Here is a 15,047-nt window from a genome sequence, read left to right as displayed (position 1 = left end):
CTTCGGCGTGTTCAACCGAACATCTCTAGCCTCTTGAACGAAAAACTTCTGGCATTACTCTGCCCAAAGTTGGCTCCACCGCGCCGTGATGTCCGACCTTGGATCTTTGAACGGCTCGAACTCCGATCTCCGGCTCATCGGCCGGCCCAACGTAGCCCCCTGGCCTGGGGGTGTCGGAATACGATAAGTTCTGCCTTCACGTCGCCGCTATGAAGCGTCCGTTCGAGAAAAACTCTGTGGCAAGCGACTCGTCCAGGCGCGGCAGGAGCTCAGCGTGTATCGTCCGGTGAAGGAGTATCGAGGCTGTCGTTTGTAGCTGTGCGAAACAATATGACCGAGGCCGGATAACGCCCGGGGGCAGACTGTATCAAGGCCTTTTAAGGCCTGTCTCCACATGTCGATGGCGTGGATGCGTGCCATCCAAAAAATCAATTTTACCAATGTTACGGAACGTTGCATTGACAGCACCTGACGCCCGACGAATCACGTCGCTGCTTCTGTCGCGCGACGCGTCGCGACGTGGCTCGGCTGGGGGATGGCGCCGCGTTCGCGTCGAAGCGCGTCATGGAAGCAGCAGCATGGCAGTTCAACTCGCGAAGGAAATTGTCGCACGATGAAGGAAAACGCCGTCGGCGGCGGCGAGACAACGACCGCCAGGCAACTGACCTGGTGTGGCATCCAGTCGCTGGAGTTGAGGGACATCATCTGCGACCTGGAGCAGTCCGACGCGATCGAGATTGAGATGAACACGGATGACGCCTGATCGAATCTCAAGAATGTCGGCGACGCGACTGTCCGCGGCGTGGTCGCTGAGAAGGCCTGAATGGGGAGGCGCGTCGTCATTACCGGAATGGGCGGGTTGGGGACCGACGGCGCCTCCATCTATAAGGAGATACGCGAAGGCCGCTCCGCCATTGGCCCGATCGCAACTCCGAGCTCAGGATAGGGGCCAAGCTCAAAACCCTTCCCGAGCATGACATTGCCGCAAGCGGCTGGTCGATCTCGAGGTCGCGCCCACTCTGCCGCGCGAGCGCAAGGTGCGCGTCGCGCCGAGCAATGCCTTTGCCCTCGGCGGCACGAACGTGGTTCTGGGATTCAGCCAAGTGTCGTCAGGAGACAGTCGGTCCACAGTCTCGTCGGTTGAACGGCCGCATGGCTTTGGCGCTTGGCGCGCGACTTGCTTAACAAAAGAAAACACAGGTAACTGCCGACCTACCCTCGGAATTCACGCTGCGATCTGTCGGATTTCCGACATCGCCGTCTTCAATGGGACACGGCTGGCATAAAAGCTCGTCTGATGCCGTCACCGCTCAACGCGCGGCGGCTCGGTGTTCGAGTTCGTATAGGGAAGGAGCGTCATGACCACCATCGCAACTGCGGCGCCCGCGCGGCCGTCGCAAACTTGGTACAAAATTCTCTACGTTCAGGTGCTGATCGCGATCTTGATTGGCGTCGTCGTCGGTTGGCTGTGGCCGTCGCTCGCAACCAACGACTGGATCAAGGCGCTCGGTGATGGATTCATCAAGCTGATCAAGATGGTCATCGCGCCGATTATCTTCTGCACCGTGGTCTCGGGCATCGCGCACATCCAGGATGCGAAAAAGGTCGGCCGGGTCGGCCTCAAGGCGCTGGTCTATTTCGAGATCGTCTCCACTTTTGCCTTGTTGCTCGGCCTGGTGATGGGCAATCTTTTCCAGATTGGCCACGGCCTTGCGGCCAAGCCCGATGCCGCAGCCGTCGCCAATTACGTGAAGCAGGCGGAAGCCTCGAAAAGCGTCGATTTCATCCTCAATATCATTCCCGACAGCGTGGTCGGCGCGCTGGCGCGCGGCGATATCCTGCAGGTACTCTTGTTTGCCATCCTGTTCGGCTTCTCGCTGATGGCGCTGGGTGAGCGCGGCGAGAAGTTGCGCGGCATGATCGACGACACGGCGCACGCCGTGTTCGGCGTCATTGCCATTGTCATGAAGGCAGCGCCGATTGGCGCGTTCGGCGCCATGGCTTTCACGATCGGTAAGTTCGGACCCTCGGCGCTCGGGAATCTGATCGGGCTCATCGCGCTGTTCTATGCCACGGCCGCGCTATTCGTGGTAGTCGTGCTTGGTCTGATCGCGCGTTTCGTTGGCTTTTCGATCTTCAAGTTTATCGCCTATGTCAAAGACGAGCTCTTGCTCGTGCTCGGCACCTCGTCCTCGGAAAGCGCGCTGCCGCAGTTGATGAAGAAGCTCGAGCGGCTAGGCTGCTCCAAGCCCGTGGTCGGGCTCGTGGTGCCGACCGGCTACTCCTTCAACCTCGATGGCACCAACATCTACATGACCTTGGGAACGCTGTTTATCGCGCAGGCGCTCGGGGTCGATCTCACCTTCGGCCAGCAGCTCACGATCCTGATCGTGGCGATGCTGACGTCGAAAGGCGCAAGCGGTATCACCGGGGCCGGCTTCATCACGCTCGCGGCGACGCTATCAGCGGTTAATCCGGCGCTGGTGCCGGGCATGGCAATCGTGTTCTCGATCGATAAATTCATGAGCGAGGTGCGTGCACTTACCAATATCATGGGCAACGGTATTGCCGCGGTGTTCGTGTCCTGGTGGGAAGGCGAACTCGACGAGGCCACGCTTCATGCGCGGCTCAACCAGGAAATTGGTGCGGCCGACGGCGAGACCACAAACACGACGGGGTAGGGGCTGCATTTCTGTTCGTCATTCCAGGACGCGTTGACGCAGGTGTACGCGAACTCGCGAGTCTTGCTTGTCTAAGTCGGCAGCAGCCGACTTGGATTACGAAGGCGGAATCTCTCGCCGCGACCTCTGGATTGCCGGTTCGCTCGCTTTCGTGAGCGCGCCGGAATAACGTCCTAAAGAGGCTGCTCCGTGAGACGAGGGGACGAAACCCTCGGTTTCGCCGGGCCGTTTCTCATGAGCGCCGAGTCTGAACAACTGCTTGAAAGTGATAGTCCTCTATCCAATCGCATGACGGCGAAGCGTTAGCGAAGTGCAATGCCCCATCGCAAGCGGGTCTGAAGGTTAGCTTGAATCGAATTTGGATTCCCAAATCAGGAGACTTCGGATTTACCATGCTGGCTGGGCCTGGAGGCCAGCACGGATCGGCAAGCCTTACTCTGAGGATCTTCGGAAGCGGGGCGTTGCAGGGTTGTTTCCGGTGGATTGTCCTGCAACGAGGCGGCTAAACATTCGGTGTTGCGGTCAGCACGGCCGTTGGATGGGCGCGACGGCATTGCGAGACCGGCAGCGTGGTGCCCGGCAGGGATGCGCGGCAACAGGTCGAAGGCCATTTCCGGCAAACACCGCGTCCGGGTTTTAGGGCGAATCAAGGGGACTTCACCCTGCGCGGCTTGGTCGCCGAGCTCACTGATCGCGGACCTAAGGCTGATTACCGTTCAATATGGGAGTTCTCCACGCCGAGAAGCTCAGCTTGAAAAAACTGTGGCTGGCGAACGCGAGATCTGGGCCAGGACCGATATGGGGCCTTGCGGGGGTGCGCCGCGTGGCCAGAGGATTCACAGCAAGAGTCCCAACGGCCGCTGGACGACCATAACCTTCCTGGCCGCGTTGCGCCATGACCGGATTGAGGCGCCATGGTTTCTCGAGGGCCGAACGATGGCGAGAGTTTCCGCCTCTACGTCGAGAGAGTCCTCCTTCCGACGCTTTGTCCCGGCGACATCCTAACCATGGACGATCTCGGCAGCCACAGACGCAAAATCGTGCGTCAGCTTACCCGCCTCGTGAATTTCGCATAAGTGCCGCTCTCGTGAACCCAGAGCCGATTCTTGGCATCGTGCGACCGTCTTTACAGCTCCGTCTTCGTGCCACAGACTTTTACAGATATAGCGCGCTCGAGCTCGGACGCCAAACCACTCAAGTGATCCGCAAGCTTTGCGAACAGCTCTCGCTTTTCCTGGTCAGTTGCCAGATCGCTGATCAATTTGCACTCGGCTGCATCGGTGCGGAGCTCTTTCAGTTGCTTCTGCAGGTCTTTCATCGGTATGCCCGTGGAGCGGCTATTCAGACCAATTAATCGGAGTGTACTTCAGCTCTCGCCGCTCCATTTCCGAACGAAGCAATTCAGCATAGCTGCGCAGATTGTTACCAACAAAGCGGCAACGTCCGCCGTCCGCGCGACCAGCCAACACTTGCCGCCGCACACTTTCCCAAAGAAACAATAAGCTCTCATCTTTCGAGTTTGAAAACCTCATCCGGACACCCCAATCCTTGCGCGCAAATGCTACCGCCATCTCAACGGCCTGAAGTGTTCGTTTCGGACACTCCCGCGCAGAAACCAAGTACCCGTTGCACATTTGCCACATGAGCCTTTCGGTCACCGCCCTACGCCTATCAGGCGGTTGGAGCAGAGCAGCTGGGTCTTACAGCTTCTGTCTTTGACGGTTCCACATGCTGCCAGCTAGTCGCTGTGGCTCGGACTCATCACTTGGCTGCGAACGCATTTCGCGCTCAGGAAAAAAATTGACTGTGTAAGCGGTCGCGCAGTTCAAAAGGAAGTGAGCGATGGAGGTGGCGTATGTATTCGGCTCTTGTCGGGACTCTTATTCTTTTGAGCATTGGCATCCTATTGGCCCACGCGCCGGACGCTTTTCGCTCGGGTCGTGATAGCAATTCCCGACCTAACTATACTCTCATGCAAACAGCGCCGCGCCCGCCTCAGTGCTGACGACGGATCGCGCCCGGGTAAGCGATCGAGTGCTTCTCTTAGAGCGCCGTCGTGCGTGCAGAGGCCCTCTCCCGTGAGCATAACCATATCAGCGGCCTCGCCCTTGGCCGCTCGGGAGATCCGGCCATCGGCGACTTCGGCGATCCCAAGGTGATCCGGAAATACTGCGAACTGATCGCGGATCCGATCCGCACGCGGGGATCGTATCCTTCTCGCAAGTCGGCGCGAGGCTCAGATCAGACCCGATCAGGAGGTCGCTTATATAGGTGCCGTCTAGCTCTAACAGCCTGTTGAAGAAGTCGGTAGCGAAGCGTTTCGTATCGTGATTCTCTAGGACCAGGATTTAACTGGGGGCGCGATGCGGGGGAGTGACGAACAGTCCGGCTCGCTTTTTAGTTATGTGGACCTGGAGGCTCGGGTTCGGGTCGACCACCCGCTACGGGTGATCCGAGACTTGGCGAATGCGGCGCTGGGCGACCTTTCTGGGGAGTTCGGCAAGCTCTATACGAACGTCGGTCGCCCCTCGATCGCACCGGAGAAGTTGCTTCGGGCGATGCTCCTCCAGGCATTTTATGGGGTTCGCTCGGAACGGCATCTGATGGAATGGATGGAGTTCGATCTTCTGTTCCGCTGGTTCGTTGGGCTCGGGGTGGATGATGCGGTTTTGGGACCATTCGACCTTCTCGAAGAACCGCGACCGGCTGCTCGAAGGCGAGATTGCGGCCAAGTTCCTGAACGCGCTTTTGGCGCAACCAAAGGTCAAGCGTCTACTATCGAGCGACCACTTCTCGGTGGATGGTACGCTGATTGAAAGCCCGGGCTTCGATCAAGAGCTTCCGGAAGAAGGATGGCAGCGACAAAGACGAGGACGGTCCGGGACGCAATGCTGAGCGCAGCTTCCACAAGGAGAAGCGATCGAACGAGACATGCGAGCACGACCGATCCCGAGGCGCGGCTCTACAAGAAGGGTGACGGCCAGCCGGCTAAGCTGAGCTATATGGGCCATGCGCTGATGGAGAACCGCAATGGTTTAGCGGTCTTGGGTGGGGTGAGCCAAGCGACGGGCACCGCCGAACGGGAGATTGCGCTTGCCATATCGACAGGCGCGGGTGCGCGAAACGGATCACTCTGGGGGCGGATAAGGCCTATGATGTCACGCAGTTCGTCCACGAGCTGAGAGATAGATCGGTTACTCCGCATATTGCGATTGATGGACATCTGAGTAAGACCGGCAAGCGGCGCAAGACGGCGATCGACGCGCGGACCACACGTCACAGCGGCTACGACATCAGCCAACGCTGCCGCAAACGCATCGAAGAAGTCTTCGGCTGGATCAAGAGTTCCGCTGGCTTGGCCAAGATCAAGCTGCGAGGCCGCGACCGGGTGGATGCCGTGTTCGTCCTGGCGCTTGCGGTCTATAATTTGATCCGGCTTCCCAAGCTTCTGGCGGCACCGGCATGAGCATTCGGGGCAGATGGCAGGTCGTCGAGACACCGAGCTACGGCATGGCCTTGGCGAGCGCCTACATCCTGTTCGACGAGGCCGGCGGCGAATTCGCCTTCGATTGCCGCACAGGCTCCATTCATGGAACCTGCCACGGCGATGCCGCCGAGTTCGGCTGGCAGGGAAACGACGAAATGGAGCCAGCCGAGAGTGACGGCTAGGCCGAACTGCAGGATGACGGCTCACTCGAAGGGGAGATCTGCCTTCTCAACGGTGACAACACCGTTCAAAGACTTCTTCAACAGCCTGCTAGCTAGGGGCGGCTAGGTTGGTTCTTTGGCTCGGGCGAATCCGTTCGGAGATCAGAGTCCCGCTGCAGGTCGCGTAAACGAAGTCTCCGCGACATCGAAATCCAGAGATCGTCGGGCCAGCTATTTAGATCAATGTCGATCACAAGCGCAACGCAACCCACGCCCTGAGGAGGCGGCCCATACTTGGCACGCGAACAAGTGAACATCCGTGCGGCCCTTGCACCGGGGGGTGGGGCCGGATCATCGGCGCCTTTTCGTGTGGCATATCATTTGCAAGGGGTCATGCGGGCTGGACACGGCCAGGTGCCGCGCCATGCCCCAACAGCCCGACGCACCTCATACCCGGCAGTGTGCGTCGGGCTTCGCGCTGTTTCAGCGTCCACGCTCGGCCGCATTCACCGGTGCTAAGTCGGATGTAGAGTGGTTCGATAGGCCGAGACCGCGCTGCCGTTTCACTTCGAGAAAGTGGGACACTATGGTATCCATCCGAGCTAGGCCGCGGACAGAGGCTCACCGATTCCACCGCTTGAGGAGTTCGGGGTCTTCCTTGTGCATCCTGATGAGCTCCGTCAGGTTCTCGATGCCAAAGTCGGTGAACGCCATGACCTGGTCGTCACCTATGCCGTAAACCCAGATGACGCCATCCTCTGTGTCCATTCCGTTGGCCACGTCCCAGAGCCAGTCCTCGTCTTCGCCGAGGTCTTTTGCGACGCGAGCGATGGTGAAGACGGCGTGAACCTTGTTGACGTGCATGGCTACACCGCCTGGGTGGAGGACCTCGACGCGGGAGGCGTCCAGTTCCAGGGCAACAACTCGTGCAGGCGGTTCTGCGGCATGTCGGCGATGCGTGTGAAGACGTCGGCAAGCCAGGCTTTCGGGTCGATGTCGTTGAGACGCGCCGTCATGATAAGCGTGGCCATCACGGCAGCCCGCGCCGCGCCGCGATCAGAACCGGCGAACAACCATGCCTTTCTTCCCAGCGCCGTTTACCGTTCATTCTGCCCATGTCGGGGAGGATTTCGAGGTCCACTATCGCTGGCATCCCTATTTTGGCCGGATGGTGAACGTGCGTCGTGTGGAGCAACGCGCGACAGGTCAGTTTTTGCGGATCCGAGCCCCATTGGGCACGGTCACCACGATTCCCGGCTGGATGGTAGATCCAATCGCGTGCGCGGGGATGACCTCCGGGCCACCACAAGTTGATCTTGCCGCATTGTCAGAGCTGAAGAGACTGGTCACAGCGCTCGCCGTTTCCACAAACTCCCCGAGCGATCGAGTCGCATGGGAGAACGCCGATGAAGCAGGAGCGCGTAGCTGCACAGATTTCAGACGGGCAACTGAGCCTGATATTCGAGCCAGACAGGCTGGACAGGATGAACGAGGCGGCGCGGGTGAAGGCGTTACTGACGCTCGCCCAAATCCTCATGCAGGCCGCCGGCCTGGTAGTCGAGGAGCTCGGTGATGCCCGACACTGACCAGATCCCGGAAGCGCTCTTGAAGCGCAAAGCTGTCGTCTATGTGCGGCAGTCAACGCAATCCCAGGTGATGGCCAATCTGGAGAGCCAACGGCGACAGTACGATCTTGTGGATATTGCGCGCCGGCACGGCTTCTCCGACGTAGAAGTCATTGATGATGACCTCGGCCGTTCGGCGAGTGGAACGGTGGCTCGGCCCGGCTTTGATCGGCTGGTCGCATGGTTGTGCGCAGGAGCCGTCGGCGCCGTAATTTGCTTCGATGCATCGCGGCTCGCGCGCAACGGCCGCGATTGGCATCATCTGCTTGAGTTGTGCGGGCTTGTCGAAGCGAGGGTGATTGATCACGACGGCGTTTATAATCCTTGCCTTCCGAATGATCGGCTCTTGCTTGGCATGAAGGGAAGCATAAGCGAGTTTGAGTTGGGCATAATCCGGGCACGGATGCTAGACGCAGCCAGGGCGAAGGCCCAACGTGGTGAGCTACGCTTATCAGTGCCGTTCGGTTATGTCTGGCATCGCGAAGCCGGTCTTGGCCTGGATGCTGACCTGCGTCTGCAAGAGGTGATTCGACTTATCTTCACTCGCTTTCGCGAACTTGGTAGCGCTCGCCAGGTGCTGTTGTCGATGAAGGCGGAGCAAATCCACTTCCCCCGACCAGCTGATGAAGGTCGCATGACAAACTTCGTTTGGCAGCCCATCCGCTACCGCAATGTGATCAGTGTGCTGAAGAATCCCTTCTATGCGGGTGTTTACGTATACGGCAAGAGCGAGAAGCGGACCGCGATTGTCGAAGGGAGAGCGCGGCGGACCTACGGGCACTACAAACCGGCGGGCACCTGGGATGTGATGATAAAGGATCATCACGAAGGGTACATCACCTGGGATGACTACGAGCGCAACCAGAAGCAATTGGCGCTTAACGCCTACGGTCGCTCAGATGGTGCAAAATCAGGCCGGGGCGGCCAGGCGCTCTTGTCGGGCATTCTGACGTGCGCTCGTTGTGGTCAGCGCCTGAGCGTCAGCTATAGGGGCGGTCGAATCAGCTACCCCGTCTACCGCTGTGACAAGGGTAGTCTGGCAGGTCGGCTTCGCTGTATGATATTCGGTGCTTCAAAAATCGACGCGGCAGTTGCACGAGAACTGTTACGAGCGGTAGAACCCATGGCGATCGAGGCCGCGTTCGAGGCGCAGCGCATGCAACGGGAACGCCAAGACGACAAGCGCCGGATCCTTGATCTGGAACTCCAGCAAGCCCGGTACGATGCCACGCTTGCTGAGCGCCGCTACGCCGCCTGTGACCCCGATAATCGCCTGATCGCTGCGCAGCTGGAGAAGAACTGGGAGTACGCTTTGCGCCGTGTGCGCGAGCTGGAAAATCGCCAGAATGACCATCAGTCATCCGGCCACGCGGTCGATCCCGGCACCTTTGCCGATCTGGCGGATAACCTGTCCGTAGTCTGGAAATCCCCTGATGTGACGATGCGCGCGCGCCAGCAGCTGCTGCGAGCCTTGATTGTCGACATCATCGCGGACGTCGACGATACGAGACGCGACGTTGTGCTCACGATCCATTGGCAGGGTGGGCAGCACTCCGAGCTTCGGATCCGCAAGCCGCGCTCCGGTGAACACGGCTCCTCCACGGCGGAAGATGCCTTGGCTGTTATCCGCAGCATGGCCGGGCGCTGGTCTGACGAGCACATCGCCGCCACGCTCAATCGGATGGGCTTGCCCACCGGCATGGGTAAGACCTGGACAGCACATCGGGTCAGCTCTATTCGCCGTGTGCGTGGCATCCATGCCTACCGTTCAGCGGAAAAAAACGGCGAATGGCTTACGCAGATCGAGGCCGCAAAAGCGCTCGGTGTCTCAAGTCATATGATCCGCCGCCTTGTCTCCAGCGGCGTTCTTCCTGCTGTGCAGGTTGTTCCGCGAGCGCCCTGTCAGATTCGAGCTGCCGATTTGGCATCCGAGGCGGTCAAAACAGCGATTGCCCGAAAGGGTCGCCCGTCTCGCGAAATTGACGCGGACACGCTTCCAATGTTTACAAGCACTTGAAGAAGGGGCGCACAATGACTCAAGGCTTGCAAAACCACGCAACGCTCGCTCGGCTGCATTGTTGGTCAGGCAGATCCGTCCGTCGTGGACGAAGCGAGCAAAGCCATCCCATCGGTTGAGCAGATAATTGATCGGCTTGATCACGTTGGACGAACGCGAGAGCCGGGCAGATTCCGCCCGGAGCCAAGCCTCAAGGTCGGTCAGCAGTGGCGCGCTTCTTTCTCGGCGGATCTGCAGCCGCTCCTCAGCGCTCAGCCCATAGATATCGCGCTCGATCTCGAACAATTGGTCAATCCGACGAACCGCTTCCAGCGCAACGGGCGAGATCGCCGTCGCCGATCTTCCGCGGCGAGCGTTCTGGGCGATGTCGGCAAGTTCGAAGAACGCCCTCCGGCCATGTGCCCAACAGAAGGCGGGCGTGGCCGGCAACGCCTTGCGTCCGGGATCGAAGAGAGCGTTGAACCCGCTATAGGCATCGGCCTGCAGGATCCCAGCGAAGGTCTGAAGATGCCGCGCGGGATGCTCGCCGCGCCGATCACGTGAGGCGTAGAACAGCGCGGCCGGTGGATCTCGCCCGCCGAATGGCCGATCGTCGCGAACATAGGTCCAAATCCGGCCGGTATCTGCTTTTCCTTTTGCGAGGATCGGGATCTTGGTGTCGTCGCCATGGAGCCTATCGGCGGAGAGCACATAGGCTTCGATCAATTCAAAGATGGGTCTGACCGCAAAGGCTCCGGCGCCCACCTGGTCCGCCAGCGTCGAGACCGACAGGGCGATCCCCTCACATTTGAAGCGCTGGCTCTGTCGATTTAGCGGCTGATGCTGACCAAATTTGTCGAACAGGATCGTCGCCAGAAGCTGGGGTCCGATATAGCCCCGCGGCGTGGCATGGAAGGGCGCTGGCGGCTGCGTGATCGCCGCGCAATCCCGACAACTGAACTTCTCCCGGACTGTGTCGATGACCTTGAACCGGCGTGGGATCTCCTCCAGCGTCGAGGTCACGCTTTCGCCGAGCTTCGACAGCCGCGTCGACCCGCAGCAGGGGCATTGCGTCGCAGCCGGCAGCACCACGCGTTCTCGCACGATGTCGTCGGGGAAGGGTTGACGCACCGGCCGCTTGCGCTCAAACGAACGCACCGTCTGCGTCTTCCCGGCCGTCTTCTCGGCAGCCAGCTCATCCTCGGTCGCGTCCGCCTCGAGTTCCTCAAGCTCAAGCTCCAGCTGATCGAGCAGCCGTGCCGACCGCTCGGAGCGAGTGCCATATATCGTGCGTCGTAGCTTCTCGATCTCGAGCTTGAGATGGGCAATCAGCGCTTCGGTGCTCGATTGCTTCGCCTGGGCATTGGTCGCTTCAGCAAGCCTGGCTTCCGCCGCAAGCCTGGCCGTGCGTTCGGCCAAAATCATTGCATGCGCGGCGGCAAGATCGGGCGGCAGGTCGGCGCTGGAGTCCATGGCCAGATGGAATCACATTCGCTGCCAAACTCAAATGACAAAGTCTCAGCCTACGCTGGTCGGACGCCAGGACTCTTGGGGATTGCGCCAGTCGATGCCGGACAGCAGATAGCTCATCTGCGCCTGCGAGATCGACACCACGCCGTCCGCCAGCGACGGCCAGACAAAACGACCTCTCTCGAGTTTTTTCGTAAACAGGCATGCTCCCTGGCCGTCATGCCAGATCACTTTCAACAAATCGCCCCTGCGTCCGCGGAAGCAGAACAAATGACCACTCAGCGGATCACGGCGCAGCACTTCTTGCACCTGCAACGACAATGAGGCGAAGCCTTTGCGCATGTCGGTGTGGCCCGTCGCCAGCCATACCCGAACTCCCGTAGGAACCGGAATCATCGCGGATCCAAAATCTCGATGATCCGGCGAAGCGCCTCAATGTCGACGCCCGCATCAACAATGACGCGCCGCCCGCCAGCCAGCTCGATCTCGATCCGACGCTCCGTCGAATCTGCGGGCGCGCTCTCCGATGACGCCGCCACCGACGCCGCGGGCACCCCCTCGGCCACAACTGCCCTGACAAAGCCAGCCTCGGATTTGGTCCGGGTCGCCGCGAAGGCTCTTCGCCAGGTCACCAACAGAGAACGCGACAAGCCGTATCGCCGCGCTGTCGCCGCAACGAGGCGGGGCTCGGACATGCTTTCTAAAACAATCCGCGCCTTCTCCTCCTCAGACCAACGGCGGCGCCGGCCTGTATCAACCACTTCCAGTCGATTCAGAGTACTGATCGTATGGCTGTCCATACGTACAGTTCTCAACCATCAGGCCAGCCCGCCGCAAGGCGGCTCCCCTCGGAGGCTTACACACTATGTACTGGCGCCGGTGCAACAACAAAGACTCTTGGTGGTCCTGGCGTGGGCAATCACTTCCCGGCGTATGTGGAGAACACGTTTGTCAACTTGCATACGCTAGATCGCGCGACCGGATTTGCCGAATTGAATAACGTGCGCGAATTTCCGGAACAGCTCGGTCATCCGTTGGTTGCTTGTCTTTCCTGCTACAGGATGGGCGACATCTCCTATGTTCGGTGTCGAAACGGCCGCGCCCCATGCGCGCGCTGAACGAAATCGGCGAAGACGTTTCCCAGCACCAAACCGACGTGCCTAAGTTGCCTCTAAGATCCTGGAGGCCGCGATCCGCAAAGAGAGGTCAATCGACGACCTCAAGCGTATAGGCCAGAAGGCGCTTGCCAATGCGGCCATCTTGTGTCGCCAGCTTGGCAGCTTTGGCATGTCATTTCGCTCATGAGAACGCATAGACGACCCAGCAGATACCGGCCCAGAGGAGAGCGCTGACAAGCATCGCCGCAAGCGGCCAGGAATTCAATCTGATCCGCGACTGCGAAGCATCAGGACGCAATGCGCGATCGGCTTTACCGCCTTCAAGCACGCGCGGTTTTGGTTTGCACCAGCGCGTCATCCGTGCACCATCCTTGCGCTGTGCAAGTTGATTAGGGTCACAGCAATTCGAAGATCACCAAGCGAAGTGAACTGCGTCTCGATGCCGATAGGATTGGCGTCGTGAGGCTGGCGAGCCTGATTGTCAGCCTGGCCGACTACCAGAGTCGCGCATCGTTCAGCTGAGGTTGAAATGCCGTGCCTTGTTTGATGTGACTGTAACATTGTCCATTCGCGCCGCATCTCAAAGTGGCCCCATGACCGGCCTCCGCTTGATGGTGTCGCTATCTCCTTGGTAGGTTGAAGGTGACTGCCACATGAGGTCTGCCTATTGTACAGCTACAACCGGCCTTCAGCACCGCATTGATCAGGCTCAATCGAGCAAGTCTCATTGTGAATTCCTATTTCAGTGACCAGCGGCCGACCTTTAACTGCGGCATCTTTCACTCAGCAATCGTATCCGTCCGGTGAAGCTTTCAATTACCCATAACTTTGACCACTCGGGCTGATCCGCCGATCGGCCAAATCTTGAATCGAAAGAATCACTTGTGATTCCTTGCTGAGCACCTGATTCGCGAGGGGTGCTCTATGGGGCTGACATTAAGGGATCGATCGGCAAAAGGCAGTTTGCGGTCCTTGAAAGGTGAATGTTGGATTGATCGAGAGAGTAGTGGATGCGAGTTTAGGGACGCGCGGCTCGGCGACAGATTCCGCAAGCTGCTCACGCAGATTGGAAGCGCCATGGGACAGAGCATTCCGCTCGTCTGCCAGGATTGGGCGAATACCAAGGCAGCCTACCGGTTCTTCTCTAATGACCGGGTCAGCGAAGCGGACATTCTGGCCGGCCATTTCCAATCGACACATGATCGTGCCGCCGCTGAAGGTCTCGTTCTTGTGCTGCACGATACAACCGAGTTCACCTATCAACGCGAGAAGTCAGAAGCGATCGGCATCACCAAGAGCATAAACAGTGGACGGGATAAGGCGGGTCGCCTCAGATCGCACACGGTTTGCGGCATCCTGATGCATTCGAGCCTCGCGGTCACAATCGAGGGGGTGCCGCTGGGGTTGGCGGCAGTTAAGTTCTGGACCCGGAAGAAATTCAAGGGGACGGCCGCGCTTAAAAAGAAGATCAATCCGACCCGGATTCCCATCGAGAAAAAGGAAAGCGTCCGATGGTTGGAAAATCTCAAGCAGTCTACCCAACTCTTGGATCATCCGGGACGATGCATCCATATTGGCGATCGCGAGAGTGACATCTACGAGCTTTTCTGCGCGGCACAGGAGATCGGAACTCATTTCCTGATCAGGACCTGCGTCGACCGCTTGGCTGGAGACGGGAATCACACGATCGCCGACGAAATGGACGAGGTCGCCGTCAAAGGGCTCCATCGCATCGAAGTCAGAGACAGCAACGGCGATCCCGACCAGGCCGTTCTTGAGATCAGGTATCGCAAGATTCGCGTCCTGCCGCCGATCGGAAAGCAGAATCGCTATCCCGCTCTGACCCTGACGGTGATCCATGCTGAAGAGCGCGGGACGCCGAAAAACAGAAAGAAGATCGATTGGAAGCTGATCACCGACCTGCCCATTGGTTCCCGCACCGACGCCATTGAGAAGCTCGAATGGTATGGCTTGAGATGGAAGATCGAGGTGTTCCACAAGATCCTCAAATCGGGCTGCAAAGCTGAGGAGTCGAAGCTCAGGACCGCCCAGCGTTTGACCAACCTGATCTCGCTCTTTTGCATCCTGAGTTGGCGGGTCTTCTGGATGACGATGCTCAACCGTTCCGCCCCAGACACGCCGCCAACCGTCGCGTTGACCGCGACTGAAATCGGCGTGCTCGATCGCCTCGTCAACGACAAACCAAAAGCAAAAAAGAAAATGCTCTCGCACTATCTTATCAAGATCGCCCGGCTCGGCGGTTATCTCGCCCGCGCCAGCGATCCGCCTCCCGGCAATACCGTTATGTGGCGTGGGCTGTCACGCCTCACCGACATCGCGCTGGGCGCGACGGTTGGAGGAGAATTTGTGGGTAGCGATGGTCCTCGAGCCAGGCCTCGTGGCGCTCGACGGTCAGCGCCCGCACCAGCCTTAGGCAGCTCTCGGCATTGGGGAAGATTCGCACCACGTAGGTGCGCCGCCGGATCTCCTCGTTGAGGCGCTCCAGCAT

Annotated in this window: 11 protein-coding genes and 5 pseudogenes; 8 read left to right on the top strand and 8 right to left on the bottom strand. The window is 59.3% G+C overall.

Going from position 1 to position 15,047, the window contains the following annotated elements; all coding sequences use genetic code 11:
- The first annotated feature begins 613 nt into the window (after positions 1-613).
- The 3 genes and pseudogenes from ACZXDY_RS41480 to dctA all read left to right on the top strand — a co-directional run bounded on the left by ACZXDY_RS41480 (position 614) and on the right by dctA (position 2,681).
- Positions 614-763, top strand: coding sequence for a hypothetical protein (locus tag ACZXDY_RS41480; RefSeq protein WP_165421513.1), 150 nt, complete (start codon positions 614-616; stop codon positions 761-763).
- A gap of 60 nt (positions 764-823) precedes the next feature.
- A pseudogene (locus ACZXDY_RS41475) lies at positions 824-981 on the top strand (beta-ACP synthase); the annotation flags it as partial.
- Positions 982-1,358: 377 nt separating this feature from the next.
- Positions 1,359-2,681, top strand: coding sequence for a C4-dicarboxylate transporter DctA (dctA, locus tag ACZXDY_RS41470; protein ID WP_130583735.1), 1,323 nt, complete (start codon positions 1,359-1,361; stop codon positions 2,679-2,681).
- Between the two features lie 1,126 nt (positions 2,682-3,807).
- Here dctA and ACZXDY_RS41465 read toward each other — a convergent pair.
- A complete protein-coding gene (locus tag ACZXDY_RS41465; RefSeq protein WP_028169064.1) occupies positions 3,808-3,999 on the bottom strand; it encodes a hypothetical protein in 192 nt (63 codons plus the stop codon).
- Positions 4,000-4,018: 19 nt separating this feature from the next.
- Positions 4,019-4,252 carry a hypothetical protein gene (locus ACZXDY_RS41460; protein ID WP_245287682.1) on the bottom strand — a complete coding sequence of 78 codons (234 nt, stop codon included), beginning with the start codon at positions 4,250-4,252 and terminating at the stop codon, positions 4,019-4,021.
- A 792-nt stretch (positions 4,253-5,044) separates the two neighbouring features.
- On the opposite strand from ACZXDY_RS41460, the pseudogene ACZXDY_RS41455 reads away from it, so the two are divergent.
- Together ACZXDY_RS41455 and ACZXDY_RS41450 are read left to right on the top strand one after the other, a co-directional pair.
- Positions 5,045-6,147, top strand: a pseudogene (locus tag ACZXDY_RS41455) (IS5 family transposase).
- Complete coding sequence (locus ACZXDY_RS41450; RefSeq protein ID WP_464349464.1) at positions 6,144-6,350, top strand: hypothetical protein; 207 nt, start codon at positions 6,144-6,146, stop codon at positions 6,348-6,350. Before ACZXDY_RS41455 ends, ACZXDY_RS41450 begins: the two are co-directional and overlap by 4 nt.
- Positions 6,351-6,950: 600 nt before the next feature.
- Here the strand turns inward: ACZXDY_RS41450 and ACZXDY_RS41445 are convergent.
- Both ACZXDY_RS41445 and ACZXDY_RS41440 read right to left on the bottom strand, forming a co-directional pair.
- Positions 6,951-7,193 carry a hypothetical protein gene (locus ACZXDY_RS41445; protein WP_061876845.1) on the bottom strand — a complete coding sequence of 81 codons (243 nt, stop codon included), beginning with the start codon at positions 7,191-7,193 and terminating at the stop codon, positions 6,951-6,953.
- Between the two features lie 2 nt (positions 7,194-7,195).
- Positions 7,196-7,423: pseudogene (locus ACZXDY_RS41440) on the bottom strand (transposase domain-containing protein); the annotation flags it as partial.
- 312 nt (positions 7,424-7,735) lie between these two features.
- On the opposite strand from ACZXDY_RS41440, the gene ACZXDY_RS41435 reads away from it, so the two are divergent.
- Together ACZXDY_RS41435 and ACZXDY_RS41430 are read left to right on the top strand one after the other, a co-directional pair.
- Positions 7,736-7,915 carry a hypothetical protein gene (locus tag ACZXDY_RS41435; protein WP_464349463.1) on the top strand — a complete coding sequence of 60 codons (180 nt, stop codon included), beginning with the start codon at positions 7,736-7,738 and terminating at the stop codon, positions 7,913-7,915.
- Positions 7,902-9,971 (top strand): recombinase family protein, encoded by a 2,070-nt coding sequence (locus ACZXDY_RS41430; RefSeq protein ID WP_464349462.1) that lies wholly within the window; start codon positions 7,902-7,904, stop codon positions 9,969-9,971. The genes ACZXDY_RS41435 and ACZXDY_RS41430 overlap by 14 nt, the downstream gene beginning before the upstream one ends.
- Positions 9,972-9,998: 27 nt before the next feature.
- Here the strand turns inward: ACZXDY_RS41430 and tnpC are convergent.
- The 3 genes and pseudogenes from tnpC to tnpA all read right to left on the bottom strand — a co-directional run.
- Positions 9,999-11,423 (bottom strand): annotated as a pseudogene (gene tnpC, locus ACZXDY_RS41425) (IS66 family transposase); the annotation flags it as partial.
- Positions 11,424-11,468: 45 nt separating this feature from the next.
- Entirely contained in the window at positions 11,469-11,816 is a 348-nt protein-coding gene (tnpB, locus tag ACZXDY_RS41420) for an IS66 family insertion sequence element accessory protein TnpB (protein ID WP_209296670.1), read from the bottom strand.
- Positions 11,813-12,220 (bottom strand): IS66-like element accessory protein TnpA, encoded by a 408-nt coding sequence (gene tnpA, locus ACZXDY_RS41415; protein WP_464349461.1) that lies wholly within the window; start codon positions 12,218-12,220, stop codon positions 11,813-11,815. Before tnpA ends, tnpB begins: the two co-directional genes overlap by 4 nt.
- Positions 12,221-13,462: 1,242 nt before the next feature.
- On the opposite strand from tnpA, the pseudogene ACZXDY_RS41410 reads away from it, so the two are divergent.
- Positions 13,463-14,824: pseudogene (locus ACZXDY_RS41410) on the top strand (IS4 family transposase); the annotation flags it as partial.
- A gap of 40 nt (positions 14,825-14,864) precedes the next feature.
- On the opposite strand, the gene ACZXDY_RS41405 reads toward ACZXDY_RS41410, so the two are convergent.
- The coding region (locus ACZXDY_RS41405; protein WP_464349460.1) for a transposase at positions 14,865-15,047 on the bottom strand (183 nt) is incomplete at its 5' end.

This window comes from Bradyrhizobium sp. LeoB3 (genome assembly GCF_055456055.1).
Note: the sequence above shows the minus strand (reverse complement) of the source record. Positions and strands in the feature narration are given on the sequence as shown.

Bases quoted from the DNA above. Each gene is read 5' to 3' on its own strand.
- ACZXDY_RS41480 (WP_165421513.1), top strand. From the start codon at position 614: ATGAAGGAAAACGCCGTCGGCGGCGGCGAGACAACGACCGCCAGGCAA.
- ACZXDY_RS41460 (WP_245287682.1), bottom strand. From the start codon at position 4,252: ATGGCGGTAGCATTTGCGCGCAAGGATTGGGGTGTCCGGATGAGGTTT.
- ACZXDY_RS41465 (WP_028169064.1), bottom strand. From the start codon at position 3,999: ATGAAAGACCTGCAGAAGCAACTGAAAGAGCTCCGCACCGATGCAGCC.
- ACZXDY_RS41450 (WP_464349464.1), top strand. From the start codon at position 6,144: ATGAGCATTCGGGGCAGATGGCAGGTCGTCGAGACACCGAGCTACGGC.
- dctA (WP_130583735.1), top strand. From the start codon at position 1,359: ATGACCACCATCGCAACTGCGGCGCCCGCGCGGCCGTCGCAAACTTGG.
- tnpA (WP_464349461.1), bottom strand. From the start codon at position 12,220: ATGGACAGCCATACGATCAGTACTCTGAATCGACTGGAAGTGGTTGAT.
- ACZXDY_RS41435 (WP_464349463.1), top strand. From the start codon at position 7,736: ATGAAGCAGGAGCGCGTAGCTGCACAGATTTCAGACGGGCAACTGAGC.
- ACZXDY_RS41445 (WP_061876845.1), bottom strand. From the start codon at position 7,193: ATGCACGTCAACAAGGTTCACGCCGTCTTCACCATCGCTCGCGTCGCA.
- tnpB (WP_209296670.1), bottom strand. From the start codon at position 11,816: ATGATTCCGGTTCCTACGGGAGTTCGGGTATGGCTGGCGACGGGCCAC.
- ACZXDY_RS41430 (WP_464349462.1), top strand. From the start codon at position 7,902: ATGCCCGACACTGACCAGATCCCGGAAGCGCTCTTGAAGCGCAAAGCT.